We start from the raw sequence: 17,448 nt of genomic DNA, 5'->3' as shown, positions 1-17,448 counted from the left end.
CGATATCGCAAGGCGCCCGCCAACCGGGCGCCTTTATTAGTTGCCCGGCTGCGCCGTGCGGGCACGGCCGCCCCCGGCGGAGCCGCGATGCAGCAGCCAGATCGCGGCTCCCGCCAAGGCGGGCATGGCGAAGCTGAACAGGCCGCTGTAGGCGTCGTACGGAAGGCCGTCGAACAGCAGCTGGCTGCCGACCAGGACGGCATCCAGCGTCACGTGCGCGAAGATGGCGGTCATGAGGCCGAAGCGAAGCATGAACCATCCGAACAGGAGGCCGAGCACGGTCAGCTCGATCACGCGCGTGTACACCGGATAGATCGGATAGCCGACGTGCCCGAACGACCAGATGACGGATGGGGGAATCATCGCCGCGAAGGTGAGGATCGCCGCCGTCCGGCGGGACGGCTCCCGGCGCAGCAGCAGGCGGGCGGCTCCGGTCAGCCAGCGCCGGAACAGCCCGATGCCGAACAGCCGGTACAGCAGCTCCTCCGACAAGCCGGCGCACCAGGCGATGACCGGCATCAGCCAGGGATACGTCAAGTTGTACGACGATTGCGACGCGTCGGAGGAGACGAACGACCCGAGCAGCGGCTCGAGCGCGAGCAGGATCACCGATTGGGCGCCGAGTACGACGAACGCGAGCGCATATCCTTGGGTCATGCTGCGCACGACCTTGAAGCCGTAATCGGCCTCCTGCCATCTCGGCCATAGCTTGCGCCCCATCGAGCGCCATAGGCCGTCCCCTCCGACGGCGGCGAAGTAGGTAAGCAAGGCCGTCGCCCCCAGGATGACGGCATTGACGACGATCAGCGACTGCACGCCGTGCTCGTTGACGGGCAGTCCCGTCTCCGACTTGGAGCGGAAGCCCGCCTTCATGTTCAAGGTGAAGCAAACGTACAGAACGAAGAACAGCAGAGCGAGGAACCAGCCGCGTTTAAACGAAGTGTGCCTGCTGTACGAGGACGCGTAGACGATAGCCAGAACGAACAGGACGATCTCGGGCAGCACGTATCCGATCGTCGACATCCGCGTCGCCAGGCGTTGCTGATGCTCGATGTAGTCCGTGTACGCCTGCGGGAGCGAAAAGCGGTAGACGAGCTGCTCTCCCGGCTTGACGGCGAGCTGGAGGCGGGCTTCCCCGAGCGGGGGCTTCCGGGATTGGAACACGGTCGATCCGTCCGCCGCGGAGGGATCGGCGAGCTCCCAATCCGACTCCGAATAGCCCCATCGCCCGAGCTCCGCCCAGGCTTCCCGAACGCGGGACGCCTTATCCTTCGCCCCCGCCGCGACGCCGCCCGAGCTCTCCAGCCGCTTCCAGGCGACGAGCTTGCCCGACTTCATATGCAGCGACAGCTGCAGCCAATCGCCGGTGACGAGCTTGAGATCCGCCCGATAGACGTCGGTCGGGAAGCTCTCCTCCCAGCTGCGGTCGTATTCGTCCGACAGCTTCCGCTTGGAGAAGTACCCGACCGCGTCCCCGTCGCTGAAGTGGGTCAGGTCGAGCTTGACGACGTCCGTCGCCGCGACGTCGAACCGGTCCGCCGCCGCCGCGAGGGCGAGGTTGCGGGCGGACGCCCGGTCCAGCACGCGGGGATTCGCCGAAGGGTCGGCGACGGCGGCGATGCCGGGGAAGATCTGCGCCCAGAGGAACACGAGGAATCCGACACAAGAGATCACGAACCAGCGCATAGAGAACAAGATTTCCACTCCGTTCATCAGGCGAGTTTAAGTAAACGCATACATCCGACATCCCCGCGGCTTCTCTTCGAATTTCCGCGTTTTTTCTATCTAAACGGGCGCAGGAGCGAGATAAAACCGAAGAAACCCCGTAACGAGCCCGGTTTATCCCCTCAGCCCCGCCCATTAAGCCAATCCGGCGCTTAATCCGTCCAAATTCAAGCTTGTTCCCGACTCCGGGCGCGGACTATAATGCGATGTGAATGTTTGCAAGGCCTACCATCCATCATACTCTCCAGCCGAATTTCCGCAAGAAAACGGGGGAACCATTTGTTGCGTATGCTTGCCCGCAAGCATGCTCGACCGGGGTGAATTCCGAGCGCTTAGGCGCAGGATAGGGCAGCCTGTTCAGGCCCGAACCCGTCAGCTAACCTCGTAGGCTGCCCGAACAGGACTCGTGCGCGCTCAAGCACTGGAGTTCCAGTGCTTTTTGTTTTGCCTTCGAACGGACACAGAACATGGCGGGTCGGACCGTCGAATAACGATTGAGGTGAAGACGGTTGTACAAGAAAGCCAGGGCGTGGCTGAACGCCTCCCCGCCCCGAACGCTCGCCATCGGCTTCGCCTTGATCGTGCTGGCCGGAGCCGTCCTGCTCAAGCTGCCGGTATCGGTTCGGCCGGGCTATCGGCTCGGGTGGCTGGACGCCCTCTTCACGTCGGCATCCGCGACCTGCGTCACGGGGCTGACCGTCGTCGATACGGGGGTGCTGTTCTCGACGTTCGGCCATTGGGTCATCCTCGTACTCGTCCAAGTCGGAGGTCTCGGCTTCATGACGATGGGAACTCTCTTCGCGATTTTCCTGCGGAGGAAGGTGTCCCTGAAGGAGCGCCTCGTCCTGCAGGAATCGCTGAACCAGGGCAGCCTGGAGGGGATCGTCCGGCTGGTCCGGAAGGTCATCACTTACGCCCTGACGATCGAAGCGGTCGGCTCGCTGCTGTACACGCTCCGCTTCCTCTCGGATATGCCGGCCGGCAAGGCGTTTTACTTCGGTATTTTTCACGGAGTTTCGATATTCAATAACGCGGGGTTCGATCTGTTCGGGAATTACCGGAGCATGGCCGCCTACGTGTCCGATCCGTTCGTGAACCTCGTCTCCATCGCGCTTATCTTCCTCGGCGGCGTCGGCTTCGTCGTCCTCGCGGACCTGGTCGAATTCCCGAAGCGCCGGAAGCTGTCGCTGCATTCCAAGGTCGCGCTGAGCGTCACGGCCGCCCTGTTCGTCGCGGGAGCGGCGCTCATCCTGATCTTCGAGTACACGAACGGGAAGACGCTCGGTCCTCTAAGCTTCGGGGACAAGGCCGTCGCGGCGATGCTTCATTCGATCTCCCCGCGGTCGGCGGGCGTCTCCACGATCGATATCGCCTCGCTGCGCCAGGCGACCCAGTTCCTTATGGTATGGCTTATGTTCATCGGCGCCTCTCCCGGCTCGACGGGCGGCGGCATCAAGACGACGACGTTCGCCGTCCTGATCGTGGCCGTCCTCGCGGTCGTCCGCGGCCGGCAGGACGTCGTGCTGTTTCGGTACCGCCTCGAGCGGGAAAGAGTGTACAAAGCGATCACCGTCACGATCTTCTCGTTCGCTCTCGTCATGACGGCGACGATGATTCTATCCATTACGGAGAATCATATGTTCATGCCCGTCCTGTTCGAAGCGACGTCCGCCTTCGCCACGGTCGGCCTGTCGACGGGGATGACGCCCGAGCTGACGGACGCGGGCAAGCTTATCGTCATCGCGATGATGTTCATCGGCCGTCTCGGCCCGCTGACCTTGTTCTACGCGGTCGGCTCCAAGCCGGGACGGACGCTGTACCGCCACGCGGAAGGCAAGATCATAATCGGGTAGCGAGGTGACGAGCTTGTTCGGGAAAACGATAAAATGGCTGTACGCCTCTCCGCCAAGGCTTCTGGTCATCGGGTTCGCGCTGATCATCTTCATCGGCTCGCAGCTTCTCAGGCTGCCGGTCGCCTCGGCGACGGGGCAGCCGACGCCCTATATCGACGCGCTCTTCACCGCCACGACGGCGACGTGCGTCACCGGCCTCGTCACCGTGGATACGGGCACGCATTACTCGACGTTCGGCCAGATCGTCATTCTGCTGCTCATTCAGATCGGCGGCCTGGGGTTCATGACGATGGCGACGTTGTTCGCGTTCTTCCTCAAGCGCCGAATCTCTCTGAAGGAGAGACTGATTCTTCAGGAAGCGCTCAACCAGTCGAGCATCGAAGGCATCATCCGGCTCGTGCGCCGCGTCGTTCTCTACGCTCTGGCGATCGAAGCGACGGGAGCCCTGCTCTTCGCGATCCGCTTCTTATTCGATATGAGCCCGGGACGCGCCGTATACTACGGAATTTTCCATGCGGTCTCCTTCTTCAACAACGCCGGGATCGACATCATGGGCAACTTCCGCAGCTTGACCGATTACGTAGGGGATCCTCTCGTCAACATCGTGACGATGCTGCTCATCATCACGGGCGGGCTCGGCTTCGTCGTGCTGTCGGACTTGACCGATTTTCGCCGCAACAAGAAGCTGTCTCTGCATTCCAAGGTCGTGCTGAGCATGTCGGGCTTCCTCATCCTGTTCGGGGCCGTCGTCATCTTCGTCTTCGAATATTCCAACCCGGGCACGATGAAGCCGCTCCCGCTCGGCGAGAAGATCCTGTCCGCGTTCATGCAGTCGGTCTCCCCGCGGACGGCCGGCGTCAACACGCTCGATCTGGCGACGCTGCGCCAGGCGACCCAGTTCTTCATCGTCGTGCTCATGTTCATCGGCGCGTCTCCCGGCTCGACCGGGGGCGGGATCAAGACGACGACGTTCACGGCACTGATCGGGGCGGTGTACGCCATGATCCGGGGCAAGGAGGACGTCGTGCTGTTCCGGCACCGGCTCGCCCAGGAGCGCGTCTACAAGGCCCTGACCGTCACGCTGCTCTCGCTGACGCTCGTCATGGTCGCGACCATGATCCTGTCGACGACGGAAGACCATCATTTTCTGAAAATCCTGTTCGAGGTCACTTCCGCCTTCGGCACCGTCGGCCTCACGATGGGACTGACGACGCAGCTGACGCTCACCGGCAAGATCATTATTATTCTCATGATGTTCATCGGGCGGCTGGGACCGCTGACGCTCGGGTACGCGCTCGGGCCGAAGCCGGGCCGGGTTCTGTACCGCCACGCGGAAGGCAAGATTATTATCGGGTAGGAGAAGGTAGGTAGCGCTTATGAAGACGACGCAATTTGTCATCATCGGATTGGGACGATTCGGTTCCAGCATCGGCCGCGAGCTGATCGAGCTGGGCAACGAGGTGCTCGGCGTCGACCGGGACGAGGAGAAGGTACAGGAGCTGAGCACGGTGCTGACGCACACGGTCATCGCGGACGCGACGGAGGAGGAGGTGCTCCGTTCGATCGGCGCCCGCAACTTCGACTGCGGCGTCGTGGCCATCGGCGACGACATCCAGGCGAGCATTCTGGCGACGATCCTGCTGAAGGAGCTGGGCGTCAAGAAGGTGGTGGCGAAGGCGGTGTCCGAGCTGCACGGGCGCGTGCTGGAGCGGATCGGCGTCGACCGGGTCATCTACCCCGAACGGGATATGGGCATCCGGGTCGCGCATCAGCTCGTCTCTCCGAACCTGCTCGATTATATCGAGCTGTCGAAGCAATACACGATCGCGGAGCTCGCGGTGCCGGCTTGCCTGACGGGCAAGTCGCTCGCGGAGGTCAATCCGCGCGGCCGGTTCGGCTGCAGCGTCGTGGCGATCAACAAGCTCAAGGGGATCGTCATCGCCCCGACGGCCGACGACGTGTTGGCCGAGAAGGACGTCATGGTCGTCATCGGCACGAACGATCAGATCGAAGAGTTCCAGGAGTCGATCGGAAGCCGCTAGAGTCGGGAAAAGGAGGACGGCCCGGCCCAGACCGGGTCTCTCTCGCCCAATAGAAGGATGGTCATCATGCAAGAGCAGACGATGCACGCCGTACATGAATTGCTCCTTATGCTGCTGCTCGTTCTCGGAGCCGGCATGATCTCCGGGCGCATCGCCGCCTGGCTGCGCCTGCCGGACGTCGTGCTCTTCATCGCGGCGGGAATGCTGCTCGGAACCGGCATGCATTGGATATCGGAAGACGCCGGCTCGATCGCGAACCAGCTTATTCTGGCCGTCGGGTCGGCGCTGATCCTGTTCGACGGGGGACGCGGAATCCGCCTGCGCGGCCTGAAGCAGGTCGCGCTGACGGTCGGCCTGCTCAGCGTCGTCGGCGTGCTCGTGACGATGGGGGTCGCGGGAGCCGTCGCTCATCTGGCGTTCGGCCTCGACTGGACGACGTCGCTATTGATCGGGGCGGTCATCTCCAGTACCGATCCGGCGACGATCATCCCCGTGTTCCGGCAAGTCCGGGTGAAGGAGCGGCTGCGCGAGACCGTCGAGAGCGAATCCGCCTTCAACGACGCCACGGGGTCGATTCTGACCTTCGCCCTGCTCGCCGCCCTGACGGAAGGGAAGGCGCTGAACGCCGGCGCGTTAAGCCTGGAGTTCCTGACGACGGCCATCGGCGGCCTCGCCGTCGGGCTCGTCTTCTCGCTGGCCGCGGTCTGGCTCGTCGCCCACGATCGATGGGGCTTCCTGAAGGATTACGCGGCCATCGCGATGATCGCGGTGGCGCTCGGCGCCTATCTGCTCGGCGACCTGCTCCAGGTGAGCGGCCTGATGGCGACGTTCACCGCCGGGATCGTGTGGGGCAATTCGGCCAGCTTCCGACTGCCCATGCCGGAGAAGGAGCAGGAGATGGGGCACGTGGCGGAGAACGCGACGGTCATTCTGCGCATGCTGATCTTCGTGCTGCTCGGAAGCCAGGTCGACTTCAAGCTGCTCGGCGAGCACTTCTGGCCGGCGATCGCCGTCGTGCTCGCGCTCGTGTTCGCGGCGCGCCCGCTCGCCGTCCTGGCGTCGGCGCTGCCGGACGTCAGAGCCCGCTGGTCGCGGCGGGAGCTGCTGTTCATGTTCTGGGTGCGCGAGACCGGCGTCATCCCGGCCGCCTTGTCCGGCATGATCGCGGCGCGGGGCGTCGCGGGCGCGGACCGGTTGTCCGCGGTCGTGTTCATGGCGATCGTCTTCACGATCGTCGTCCAGGCGGGCACGACGGCGTGGTGGGTCCGCAAGCTCGGCCTGGAGGAGCGGGAGCCGGAAGCCGAAGCCTGAGCCGAAGCCTATGCTAAAGCTTAAGCGGGAACCGCGAACGGAATTGCGACGAATTACGGGAATTCCTGAATGAGATAGCTGCCATCCGCTCACGATAATGGAAGCGCCGGTTTCCAACAGGGAGTGGAGGTACGATATGAGACGACCTTGGTCATTAGGGGGACGGTGCATCTTCGCGTTGGGATGCGCCGTCCTTCTGCTGTTCGCCGAACGATCGGGCGGCCGGTCCGTCGCCGAGGCGGCGGCCTCGGAGGCGAAGACGGCGATCTCGGAGAAGGGGGCCGACTACGGAGCGGACCTGCTGCGGTCCGGCTTCGGCGCGTCCTTCGGCTTGGAGGCGGCCGGACGCCCCCGCGGGGGGAACTGGACGGAGATGCAGCGCAGGTTCCGGGGAGCCTTCGTGCTCTCGGCTCCGAGGAGAACCCGCCAAGTCGCGCTTACGTTCGACGACGTTCCCGACCCCCGGTATACGCCGCTCGTGCTCAACGCCCTGAGGCGCGAGAAGGTTCACGCGACGTTCTTCGTGGTGGGAAGCCGGGCGCGGAAGCACCCGGCCCTGGTGAGAAGAATCCGGAAGGAAGGGCACGCGATCGGCAACCACTCCTTCGATCACCCCGACTTCTCCCGGCTTACGCTGCGGGAGATGAAGGAACAGATCCGCCGGACGGAGTCGATCGTCGCGAGGGAGGTCGGCTTCGCTCCCCGCCTCATCCGCCCTCCGTACGGGGAGATCAAGCCTTCCCAACTGGCGTGGGCGAAGGCCGGCGGCTACACGGTCGTCAACTGGGACGTCGATTCGTCCGATTGGAGGCAATTGAGCGCCCAGACCGTCTTCCGGAACGTGACGCGTTCGGTGAAGCCCGGCTCCATTATTCTGCTGCACGCCGGAGGCGGATCGGGGCAGAACCTGTACGGCACGGTGCAGGCGATCCCGAAGCTCGTCCAATGGCTGCGCAGCCAGAATTACGAGCCCGTGACGCTGCCGGAGCTGCTCGGAATCCGAGAGACCAAAAACGGCTGACGCGAGGCGTCAGCCGTTGGTCGATCTCTGCCGCATCAACGCGGCGGATCGCGATTACTTCAGAACGTACAGCTTCACTTGCTGGAATCCGAACTTGGCGACCTGCTGGCGGGAGCCGGGGACGAAGATATCGACGCGGTTGCCGACGATGGCGCTGCCGGTATCCGAAGCCGTCGCGATCATGCCGCCCGCGGGAAGTCCGCCGAAGCTGTAACCGGTTAAGTATACCTTCGTGCCGAAGGGGATGACCTTGGGATCGACCGCGATGGTTCCGAGCTTAAGAGGATTGCCGAAGTAGTCGACGGGTCCCCAGCCGTTCTCCTCGTTCGAAGCGGAATAAGCGGTCGCCTTCATGTCGATAACCTTAGAATAGGCGAGTATGGAGCCGCTGGAGGTCGTCACCGACTTCGCCGCGACCGCGCTGGCCGTTACCTTGTTGGCCGCAACCTTGTTGGCCGCCGCCGCGGAGGCTGCCGCCTTGGCCGCCGCCGCGCCGGAGCCGGCCGGCTTGGCTTGGGCCGCGGAGGGGATCGTCAGCTTGAGGCCTTGGTAGATGTTGAGAGGGTTCACCTTCGGATTCGCTTGCATCAACGTCTGCAAGGGCACGCCGAACTTCTTGGACAGCTTCCAGAACGTGTCGTTGTCGGTAGCCGTATAAGATGCGGCGGCGAAAGCGTTCACAGCGGGAAGCAGAATGGTCCCGCCCAGGGCGAGAACGAGCGCCCGTCTTCCTAGCGACTTGCTGAACTTCATGCGGTAGAGTTCCTCCTCTGATGCCGGCGAGGTTAGTTGTCGGGTTCGGGCTGGGAGTTCACCCCTACGCGCCTTGGACGGCGCGATTCACCCCGAGCGCGGATCGGACCTGCCGGTTCGTCCGCGCGGGAATTCAAGTCCCCCGCACCTTAACGGTTTTGGCAAGATTGCCATGACCGCCCAACGGGAGGGCGATCACGCTTGTAGTGAGGATAACATAACTTTTCCCAAGGACGGAACCGGTAAGTATAACCAACCGCGCCGGCGGAGGCCCGGGCGGGCGCTGGACGCGGCCGTCAATCCCGCGCCTGGTGGGCGCTTCGCGCGAAGAAGCCGATCGTCTCCTCGATCAGGTAACGGGTCGAGGCGGGCAGCCAGCCGGGGTTGCCGTGGATGAGGGAGGTCGTCCGCTTGGCCAGCTCCAGCTCCTTGATCCGCACGACGTACAGCTCGTTGTCTTCCAGCAGCTGCGGGCGCAGGTACGACTTCGGAAGCAGCGTTCCGGCCCGGCAGGCGGAGAGCAGCCGCACGATGGCCTCGAACGAGTCGATCTCCATGCGGACGTCCGGCTTCAGGCCGTATTGGCGGAACAGCTCGTCGGTCATCGTCCGGTACCACGTGCCGGGGGCGAACAGGATCATCGGCAGGCCGTTCAGGTCGGCGACCTCCAGATGAGTTCTTTCTAATATATAATGGGTTCGCGGAAGCACGAGCATGAGACTGTCGTCGAACAGCGGGACGCTCGTGATCGCCGGATCGTCGTCCACCGAGGAAGCGACGATGCCGAAGTCGACCTTCCGCTCCTTGACGAGGGTGGCGATCTCATGAGATTTGCCGGTTACCGCCTTGATCTCGAGATTCGGGTGCTTCTCGGTCATCGCCGTGATCAGCCCCGGCAGCGTCGTCTGCAGCGTCGTCAGGCTCGCTCCGATGGTCGCGAGCTGGGCCTCTTCCGACTTGAAGGCGTTCAGCCGCTGCAGGTATTCTCCATGGAACCGCCGCAGCTCGAGCGCGAATTCGTACGTCAGCTGTCCGGCCGCCGTCAGCTCCAGCCTCTTCCCGATCCGCCGGAACAGATCGACGCCGAGCTCCCTCTCCAGGCGGGCGATTCTCCGGGACAGCGCCGGCTGGGTCACGTTGAGCCGCTCGGCCGCCCGGTTCAGGCTCGTATTCTCGACGACCGTCGCGAACAGCCTCATATCCTCCAACATGTTTTCGTACGCCCCTTCACATATGCGAATTCGTTATAAGTTTTAATAAAAAATAAGCAGTTCCATTATAAGCGAAAATAGAGTAACCTAGAAAGCGTGACGAAATGGTGACGCTTGGCAGCGCTATGCGCCAAGTCCTTGACGCGAACGGCGTCGAACCGTCAACCGAACGGATGCGAAAGGAGAACGCACATCGACATGAGTGGAAATTCGTACTATCCCCGCAAGCTTCATTCGTTGCTCGGAGTCATCCCGCTCGGGCTGTTCATCTTGGAACACGCCTTGACGAACTACTCCGCGTTTGAGGGAGGCAAGGAGGGGTTCCTGGACAGCGTGCACGGCTTGCACAGCCTGCCGCTCATCTTCTTCCTGGAACTGTTCGTCATCTGGCTTCCCATTCTGTTCCACGGGGTATACGGCTTGTACCTGGCATTCACGTCCGACCTGAACGTCGGCCGCTTCAACTACGGCCGCAACTGGGCGTTCGCGCTGCAGCGGATCACCGGCGTGATCACGTTTATCTTCGTCATCTGGCACTTCTGGCAGACGAGAATGCAGGTTGCCCTGGGCAACACGACCTACGACGATCTCGGCAACCACATGCACGACATCGTGACGCAGCCCGTCTACTTCATTATTTACTTCATCGCCGTGCTGGCCGCGGTCTTCCACTTCGCCAACGGCCTGTGGGCGTTCCTGGTCAGCTGGGGAATCACGGTCGGCCCGCGCGCGCAGCGCGTGTCGTCGCGAATCTGCATGGGGATCTTCGTCATCGTGTCCGTGCTGTTCCTGCTGTCGCTGTTCGCGTTCCGGGGCGATGAGTTCGCGTCGGCTTCGGCCGCGATCGACACGTTACGCTTGGGTTAAGAGGAGGAGCATCTATGGCTAATCAAAAAATCATCGTCGTCGGCGGAGGTCTGGCCGGCTTGATGGCAACGGTCAAGGCGGCGGAAGCCGGCGTGCGGGTCGACCTGTTCTCGCTCGTTCCGGTCAAGCGCTCGCACTCCGTGTGCGCCCAAGGCGGCATCAACGGAGCGGTCAATACGAAGGGCGAAGGAGACTCCCCGTGGGAGCACTTTGACGATACGATCTACGGCGGCGACTTCCTGGCGAACCAGCCGCAAGTCAAGGCGATGTGCGAGGCCGCGCCGGGCATCATCCACCTGATGGACCGGATGGGCGTCATGTTCAGCCGGACGCCGGAAGGCCTGCTCGACTTCCGCCGCTTCGGCGGCACGCAGTACCACCGCACCGCGTTCGCGGGAGCGACGACGGGCCAGCAGCTGCTGTACGCCCTGGACGAGCAAGTGCGCCGCTGGGAAGCGGCCGGCCTCGTGCAGAAGTTCGAGCACTGGGAATTCACGTCCGCGGTCATCGACGACGACGGCGTCTGCCGCGGCATCGTCGCGCAAGACCTGCGGTCGATGGAAGTGAAGGCGTTCCGCTCGGACGCCGTCATCCTGGCGACGGGCGGCCCCGGCATCATCTTCGGCAAGACGACGAACTCCGTCATCAACACCGGTACGGCGGCCAGCGCCGTCTACCAGCAGGGCGTCCATTACGCCAACGGCGAGTTCATCCAGATTCACCCGACCGCGATCCCGGGCGACGACAAGCTGCGTCTCATGAGCGAATCGGCGCGCGGCGAAGGCGGACGGATCTGGACGTACAAGGACGGCAAGCCTTGGTACTTCCTTGAAGAGAAGTATCCGGCCTACGGCAACCTCGTGCCCCGCGACATCGCGACGCGCGAGATCTTCCACGTGTGCGTGGATCTCAAGCTCGGCATCAACGGCGAGAACATGGTTTATCTCGATCTCTCGCACAAGGATCCGAAGGAGCTGGACGTCAAGCTCGGCGGCATCATCGAGATCTACGAGAAGTTCATGGGCGACGACCCTCGCAAGATTCCGATGAAGATCTTCCCGGCCGTCCACTATTCGATGGGCGGCATGTGGGTCGACATCAACCAGATGACCAACATCCCGGGCCTGTTCGCTTGCGGCGAGTGCGACTATCAGTACCACGGCGCGAACCGTCTCGGCGCGAACTCGCTGCTGTCCGCGATCTACGGCGGCATGGTCACCGGTCCGAAGGCGATCGAATATATCAAGGGCTTGAAGAAGTCGGCCGAAGACGTCTCCGAGAGCGCGTTCAGCCGCGAGACGAAGAAGCAGGCGGACAAGTACGAGTCCATCCTGAAGATGGACGGCACGGAGAACGCGTACGTCCTGCACAAGGAGCTCGGCGAATGGATGACGAACAACATGACCGTCGTCCGCTTCAACGACAAGCTCGAGCAGACGATCAACAAGATCAAGGAGCTCAAGCAGCGTTACGCGAAGATCAACATCAACGACACCGCCCGCTGGAACAACGCCGGCGTCGCCTTCACCCGCCAGCTGTGGAACATGCTCGAGCTGGCCGAAGCGATGACGAAGGGAGCGCTGCTGCGCAACGAGAGCCGCGGCGCGCACTACAAGCCGGACTTCCCGGAGCGCAACGACGAGGAGTTCCTCAAGACGACCATCGCCAAGTGGACGCCGGAGGGACCGGAGATCTCGTACGAGGATGTCGACATCTCCCTGATCAAGCCGCGCAAGCGCGACTATTCTACGAACAAGCACTAAGGAGGGATAAGCGATGGCTGACACGGCAACGGCTAAACGCACGGTCAAGTTTATCATCACCCGCCGGGAACGTCCCGATGCCTCCCCTTATACCGAGGAGTTCGACATCCCGTACCGGCCCAATATGAACGTCATCAGCGCTCTGATGGAGATCCAGCGCAATCCGGTCAAGTCGGACGGCACGAAGACGACTCCGGTCGTGTGGGAATCCAACTGCCTCGAGGAAGTGTGCGGCGCCTGCTCGATGGTCATCAACGGCAAGCCGCGCCAGGCTTGCTCCGCCCTGATCGACAAGCTGGAGCAGCCGATCCGGGTCGAACCGATGTCGACCTTCCCGGTCGTGCGCGACCTGGTCATCAACCGCGAGCGGATGTTCCAGGCGCTCAAGCGCGTCAAAGCCTGGATTCCGATCGACGGCACCTACGATCTCGGCCCGGGCCCGCGCATGGCCGAGACGAAGCGCCAATGGGCGTACGAGCTGTCCAAGTGCATGACGTGCGGCGTCTGCCTGGAAGCCTGCCCGAACGTCAACGACCGGTCCAGCTTCATCGGCCCGGCTCCGATCTCGCAGGTGCGTCTGTTCAACGCTCATCCGACGGGCGAGATGAACGCGCACGAGCGCCTGGAGGCTCTTATGACGGACGGCGGCATCGAGGGCTGCGGCAACTCGCAGAACTGCGTGCGCTCCTGTCCGAAGGGTATCCCGCTGACGACTTCGATCGCGGCGATCAACAAGGATACGACGAAGCATATGTTCAAGAGATGGCTGGGCATGTAAGGCCCGTCCGATCCGAACGATAGCGTAAGATTTCATCGGAACGCCTTCAAAGCGCGCTCCCGCGCCGCAAGACGCGGGGGGACGGCTTTGGAGGCGTTTCGACTGTCCGAACCGCATGAACGGCGGAAGCACCTGTCGAATCGGCGCGAATTTCGCTATAATAATGCTTATCCGCATTTCGTTGGAGGGAGCCAGGTTGGCGCAGCTTTACTATAAATACGGGACGATGAACAGCGGCAAGTCGTTCGAGATCATCAAGGTAGCCCACAATTACGAGGAGCAAGGCAAGCCGGTCATTCTCTTCTCGCCGGCGGTCGATACCCGCGACGGCACGGAGACGATCGGGTCGCGGGTCGGCTTGACCCGCAAGGCGATTCCCGTCGACGAGAATGCCGATATGTACGAGATCGTGAAGGGGAAGATCCGGCCTCCGGAGAGAATCTATTGCGTCCTCGTGGACGAGGCGCAGTTCCTGACGAAGGAGCACGTGCTGCAGCTGACCCGCATCGTCGACGAGCTGAACGTGCCCGTGATGGCGTTCGGGCTCAAGAACGATTTTCAGAACAACCTGTTCGAAGGCAGCTATCATCTGCTCGTCTACGCCGACAAGATCGAAGAGGTGAAGACGATCTGCTGGTATTGCGACCGCAAGGCGACGATGGTCATCCGCTACAAGGACGGGGTTCCGGTGAACGAGGGAGACCAGATCCAGCTCGGAGGCAACGAGGATTACAAGCCGGTCTGCCGCAAATGCTATACGGAAGCTTTCAAGCCCTCCGCGTCCTGACCTTGGGGTCGGGGCTTTTTTTGCGATGGGGCATTCAGACGCGCGGCAGAACGGCCGCCGTCCGATCCATCTCAATTTGAGATCATACTGATAGGAATTGATTATTTTTATCGCGGCGCAGGATATACTATAATTTCTAATTGACGAGTCCTTATTGGACACCTTTGATTCCTGACCACATCTTTTAACTAATCCGTAAACCGAGGGGTAGGACCATGCCGACAGAAGAGCAAATTTGGGAATCGTACTATGGGCACAACCTGGGTTATATCCAGGAGCAGTATGAACTCTATCTGCAGAACCCGGAATCGGTCGTCCAGGAATACCGCGATCTGTTCGCGGCCAAGGGCGCGCCTCCGCTGGAGGGACCCCGCGCGTCCGCGGCTCCGGCATCCGCTTCCCAATCCCGTCTCGACGCCAGCCAGCTGAAGCACGCGGTAGCCGCGGGCAAGCTGGTGTGGAATATTCGTACTTACGGCCATATGGCCGCCGATATCGATCCGCTCGGAATCGGCCCGGAAGCGAACGCGCGCGTTCTGGAGCCGGAGACCTACGGGCTGAAGCAGGCCGATCTCGCGGCTCTGCCCGCCGATCTCGTCTGGGAGGGCGCTCCGGAAGGCGTCCGCAACGGATGGGAAGCCATCCGGAAGCTGCGCGAGGTCTATACGGGGACGATCGCCTACGAATTCGGCCACGTTCACGACGAGAACGAACGGAAGTGGCTGAACGACTACGCGGAGAAGTATATTCCTTCGCAATCGCTGAACCCGGTGGAACGCCGCAAGCTGATGAAGCGGCTGCTCGAAGCCGAGCAGTTCGAAGACTTCCTTCAGCGCACGTTCGTCGGGGCGAAGCGGTTCTCGGTCGAAGGCAACGACGCCCTCGTCGCCCTGGTCGACGAGATCGTGCACGAATTGACGAACGCCGGGGTCGGCCACATTACGATGGGCATGGCGCACCGCGGCCGTCTTAACGTGCTCGCGCACGTGCTCGAGAAGCCGTACACGAAGATTTTCTCGGAATTCCACCATTCTACGAACAAGAGCGTCGCGCCGTCCGAAGGCTCGATCGGCATCAACTACGGATGGTCCGGCGACGTGAAGTACCATATGGGCGCGAACCGCTCGATCAAGTCGGGCGAGACGGTGGAGACGCGCCTGACGCTGGCGAACAACCCGAGCCACCTGGAATACGTCAACCCGGTCGTCCAGGGCTTCGCCCGCGCCGCCCAGGAGGACCGCAGCAAGCCGGGGTATCCGGAGCGCAACGAGGACTCCGCCGCTTCGATCGTCATTCACGGCGACGCCGCCTTCCCGGGCGAAGGCATCGTAGCCGAGACGATGAACCTTAGCCAGCTGAACGGCTACCGCATCGGCGGAACGATCCATATTATCGCGAACAACAAGATCGGCTTCACGACGGAGAGCGTCGACTCCCGCTCGACCCATTACGCGAGCGACGTCGCGAAGGGCTACGAGATTCCGGTCATTCACGTGAACGCGGACGACCCGGAAGCGTGCATCGCTGCCGCCCGCATGGCGAGCGAATACCGCCGCCTGTTCAAGAAGGACTTCCTGATCGACCTGATCGGCTACCGCAAGTACGGCCACAACGAGACGGACGATCCCGAGACGACCCAGCCGCTGATCTACAAGAAGGTCAAGGCTCACCCGACGGTCAGCCGGATCTACGCCGACAAGCTGATCTCCCAAGGAGCCTTCTCCGAGGACGAATACGCGAAGATCAAGGGCGAAGTCGTGGAGCGGCTCAAGGCGGCTTACGAAGAGATGAAGCAGCGCGAAGGCCAGGAAGCCGTCCATCAGACGCCGGCCTCGCTCGGAGAAGCGACGCCGAAGCCGACGGGCGTTCCGCTCGCCGCGCTTCGCGAGATCAACTCCGAGCTGCTGACGTGGCCGGTAGGCTTCAAGGTGTACCCGAAGCTGCAGCGCATTCTCGAGCGCCGCGCCGACGCCTTGAACGAAGGGGAGAAGGTCGATTGGGGCCACGCGGAGACGCTGGCGTTCGCTTCGATTCTCTCCGACGGCCGTCCGATCCGGATTACCGGCCAGGACGCCGAGCGCGCCACGTTCGCCTTCCGCAACCTGGTGCTGCACGATCCGGAGACGGGCGCGACGTTCTGCCCGCTGCACCGCCTGCCGCAGGCGAAGGCTTCGTTCGCCATCCATAACAGCGCGCTGTCGGAATCGGCGGTACTCGGCTTCGAATACGGCTACAACGTGTTCGCGCCGGAGACGATGGTCATCTGGGAAGCGCAGTACGGCGACTTCGCCAACGTCGCTCAGGTGCTGATCGATCAGTTCATCTCCTCGGGCCGTTCGAAGTGGTCCGAGAAGTCCGGCCTGATCATGCTGCTGCCGCACGGCTACGAAGGCGCCGGGCCGGAGCACTCCAGCGCCCGCTTGGAGCGCTACCTGCAGCTGTCCGCGGAAGAGAACTGGACGGTCGCGAACTTGACGAGCTCCGCCCAGTACTTCCACCTGCTGCGCCGCCAGGCGTCGCTGCTCGGAACGGACGACGTTCGCCCGCTCGTGATCATGACGCCGAAGAGCCTCGTGCGCAACCCGCGCGCCGCCTCTTCCCCGGAAGAGTTCGAGAAGGGCTCCTTCCGCCCGATTATCGAGCAGCCGGGACTCGGCCGCAAGGCCGATCGCGTGGAGCGTCTCGTGCTCTGCACCGGCAAGGTCGCGATCGATCTGGAGGACGCGCTCGACAAGGAGAAGCCGGACCATTGGGATTGGCTGCACATCGTTCGCGTCGAGCAGCTGTATCCGTTCCCGGCGCAGGAGATCGCCGCGGTGATCGCCCGCTTCCCGAACCTGAAGGAGATCGTCTGGGTTCAGGAAGAACCCCGCAACATGGGGGCATGGAGCTACGCCGAGCCGCGCATCCGCGAGATCGCGCCGGCCGGAGCGCCCGTGCGCTACATCGGGCGTCCGGAGCGTTCGAGTCCGGCGACCGGCTTCCAGCAAGTCCATGCCTTGGAGCAGCAGTTCATCGTATCTCAATCGTTAAAGCCGAGTCCGACGTTGACTCATAACCTGGGGAGGTAGCAACAGTGCAACAGATCACAGTACCGGCAATGGGCGAATCGATTACCGAAGGAACGATCGCGAGATGGGCCGTTAAAGTCGGGGACGCGGTGAAGCAGGGGGATCTGCTTCTCGAGCTCGAGACGGACAAAGTCAACCTGGAGATCAGCGCCGAAGCGGACGGCGTCATCCAAGAGATCACCCGCCAGGAAGGCGATACGGTCAAGATCGGCGAAGTCGTCGGCGTAATCGGCGCCGGCAGCGGCGCTCCGGCGGCCGCTCCGGCA

The 17,448-nt window shown here is 62.7% G+C and carries 14 protein-coding genes and 2 riboswitches; of the genes, 11 read left to right on the top strand and 3 right to left on the bottom strand.

Annotated elements, in window-relative coordinates; genetic code table 11:
* Positions 1–36 precede the first annotated feature (36 nt).
* Entirely contained in the window at positions 37–1,686 is a 1,650-nt protein-coding gene (locus H7B90_RS11210) for a CPBP family intramembrane glutamic endopeptidase (protein WP_246578439.1), read from the bottom strand.
* 275 nt (positions 1,687–1,961) lie between these two features.
* Positions 1,962–2,131, top strand: a riboswitch (cyclic di-AMP (ydaO/yuaA leader).
* A gap of 103 nt (positions 2,132–2,234) precedes the next feature.
* Here H7B90_RS11210 and H7B90_RS11205 point away from each other — a divergent pair.
* The 5 genes from H7B90_RS11205 (at position 2,235) to H7B90_RS11185 (ending at position 7,952) form a co-directional block, all read left to right on the top strand.
* On the top strand, positions 2,235–3,578 hold the full coding sequence (locus tag H7B90_RS11205) for a TrkH family potassium uptake protein (protein WP_185135960.1): 1,344 nt from the start codon (positions 2,235–2,237) through the stop codon (positions 3,576–3,578).
* A gap of 13 nt (positions 3,579–3,591) precedes the next feature.
* Positions 3,592–4,935, top strand: a complete 1,344-nt coding sequence (locus tag H7B90_RS11200; protein ID WP_221482003.1) for a TrkH family potassium uptake protein — start codon at positions 3,592–3,594, stop codon at positions 4,933–4,935.
* Positions 4,936–4,954: 19 nt separating this feature from the next.
* Positions 4,955–5,620 carry a potassium channel family protein gene (locus tag H7B90_RS11195; RefSeq protein ID WP_185135959.1) on the top strand — a complete coding sequence of 222 codons (666 nt, stop codon included), beginning with the start codon at positions 4,955–4,957 and terminating at the stop codon, positions 5,618–5,620.
* A gap of 66 nt (positions 5,621–5,686) precedes the next feature.
* The gene (locus tag H7B90_RS11190; RefSeq protein ID WP_185135958.1) at positions 5,687–6,931 is read left to right on the top strand and encodes a cation:proton antiporter; all 1,245 of its coding nucleotides are present in this window, start codon (positions 5,687–5,689) and stop codon (positions 6,929–6,931) included.
* A 136-nt stretch (positions 6,932–7,067) separates the two neighbouring features.
* Entirely contained in the window at positions 7,068–7,952 is an 885-nt protein-coding gene (locus tag H7B90_RS11185; RefSeq protein ID WP_185135957.1) for a polysaccharide deacetylase family protein, read from the top strand.
* A 54-nt stretch (positions 7,953–8,006) separates the two neighbouring features.
* Here H7B90_RS11185 and H7B90_RS11180 read toward each other — a convergent pair whose 3' ends face one another.
* On the bottom strand, positions 8,007–8,705 hold the full coding sequence (locus H7B90_RS11180) for a 3D domain-containing protein (RefSeq protein WP_185135956.1): 699 nt from the start codon (positions 8,703–8,705) through the stop codon (positions 8,007–8,009).
* Positions 8,706–8,711: 6 nt separating this feature from the next.
* Positions 8,712–8,879: riboswitch (cyclic di-AMP (ydaO/yuaA leader) on the bottom strand.
* Between the two features lie 122 nt (positions 8,880–9,001).
* Positions 9,002–9,916, bottom strand: coding sequence for a LysR family transcriptional regulator (locus H7B90_RS11175; RefSeq protein WP_185135955.1), 915 nt, complete (start codon positions 9,914–9,916; stop codon positions 9,002–9,004).
* A gap of 198 nt (positions 9,917–10,114) precedes the next feature.
* Here H7B90_RS11175 and H7B90_RS11170 point away from each other — a divergent pair, with 198 nt between their 5' ends.
* The 6 genes from H7B90_RS11170 to H7B90_RS11145 all read left to right on the top strand — a co-directional run.
* The gene (locus H7B90_RS11170) at positions 10,115–10,783 is read left to right on the top strand and encodes a succinate dehydrogenase cytochrome b558 subunit (RefSeq protein WP_185135954.1); all 669 of its coding nucleotides are present in this window, start codon (positions 10,115–10,117) and stop codon (positions 10,781–10,783) included.
* 14 nt (positions 10,784–10,797) lie between these two features.
* A complete protein-coding gene (gene sdhA, locus H7B90_RS11165; protein ID WP_185135953.1) occupies positions 10,798–12,546 on the top strand; it encodes a succinate dehydrogenase flavoprotein subunit in 1,749 nt (582 codons plus the stop codon).
* Positions 12,547–12,559: 13 nt separating this feature from the next.
* Positions 12,560–13,324, top strand: a complete 765-nt coding sequence (gene sdhB, locus H7B90_RS11160) for a succinate dehydrogenase iron-sulfur subunit (protein ID WP_185135952.1) — start codon at positions 12,560–12,562, stop codon at positions 13,322–13,324.
* Positions 13,325–13,520: 196 nt separating this feature from the next.
* Entirely contained in the window at positions 13,521–14,111 is a 591-nt protein-coding gene (locus H7B90_RS11155; RefSeq protein WP_185135951.1) for a thymidine kinase, read from the top strand.
* A 215-nt stretch (positions 14,112–14,326) separates the two neighbouring features.
* Positions 14,327–17,182 (top strand): 2-oxoglutarate dehydrogenase E1 component, encoded by a 2,856-nt coding sequence (locus tag H7B90_RS11150; protein ID WP_185135950.1) that lies wholly within the window; start codon positions 14,327–14,329, stop codon positions 17,180–17,182.
* A 5-nt stretch (positions 17,183–17,187) separates the two neighbouring features.
* A partial coding sequence (locus H7B90_RS11145) for a biotin/lipoyl-containing protein (protein ID WP_185135949.1) occupies positions 17,188–17,448 on the top strand: 261 nt, incomplete at its 3' end.

The sequence above is a fragment of the Cohnella xylanilytica genome (assembly GCF_014212175.1).
Classification (GTDB): domain Bacteria; phylum Bacillota; class Bacilli; order Paenibacillales; family Paenibacillaceae; genus Cohnella; species Cohnella xylanilytica.
Note: the sequence above shows the minus strand (reverse complement) of the source record. Positions and strands in the feature narration are given on the sequence as shown.

Bases quoted from the DNA above. Each gene is read 5' to 3' on its own strand.
- sdhB (WP_185135952.1), top strand. From the start codon at position 12,560: ATGGCTGACACGGCAACGGCTAAACGCACGGTCAAGTTTATCATCACC.
- H7B90_RS11210 (WP_246578439.1), bottom strand. From the start codon at position 1,686: ATGCGCTGGTTCGTGATCTCTTGTGTCGGATTCCTCGTGTTCCTCTGG.
- H7B90_RS11175 (WP_185135955.1), bottom strand. From the start codon at position 9,916: ATGTTGGAGGATATGAGGCTGTTCGCGACGGTCGTCGAGAATACGAGC.
- H7B90_RS11150 (WP_185135950.1), top strand. From the start codon at position 14,327: ATGCCGACAGAAGAGCAAATTTGGGAATCGTACTATGGGCACAACCTG.
- H7B90_RS11180 (WP_185135956.1), bottom strand. From the start codon at position 8,705: ATGAAGTTCAGCAAGTCGCTAGGAAGACGGGCGCTCGTTCTCGCCCTG.
- H7B90_RS11190 (WP_185135958.1), top strand. From the start codon at position 5,687: ATGCAAGAGCAGACGATGCACGCCGTACATGAATTGCTCCTTATGCTG.
- H7B90_RS11185 (WP_185135957.1), top strand. From the start codon at position 7,068: ATGAGACGACCTTGGTCATTAGGGGGACGGTGCATCTTCGCGTTGGGA.
- H7B90_RS11170 (WP_185135954.1), top strand. From the start codon at position 10,115: ATGAGTGGAAATTCGTACTATCCCCGCAAGCTTCATTCGTTGCTCGGA.
- sdhA (WP_185135953.1), top strand. From the start codon at position 10,798: ATGGCTAATCAAAAAATCATCGTCGTCGGCGGAGGTCTGGCCGGCTTG.
- H7B90_RS11195 (WP_185135959.1), top strand. From the start codon at position 4,955: ATGAAGACGACGCAATTTGTCATCATCGGATTGGGACGATTCGGTTCC.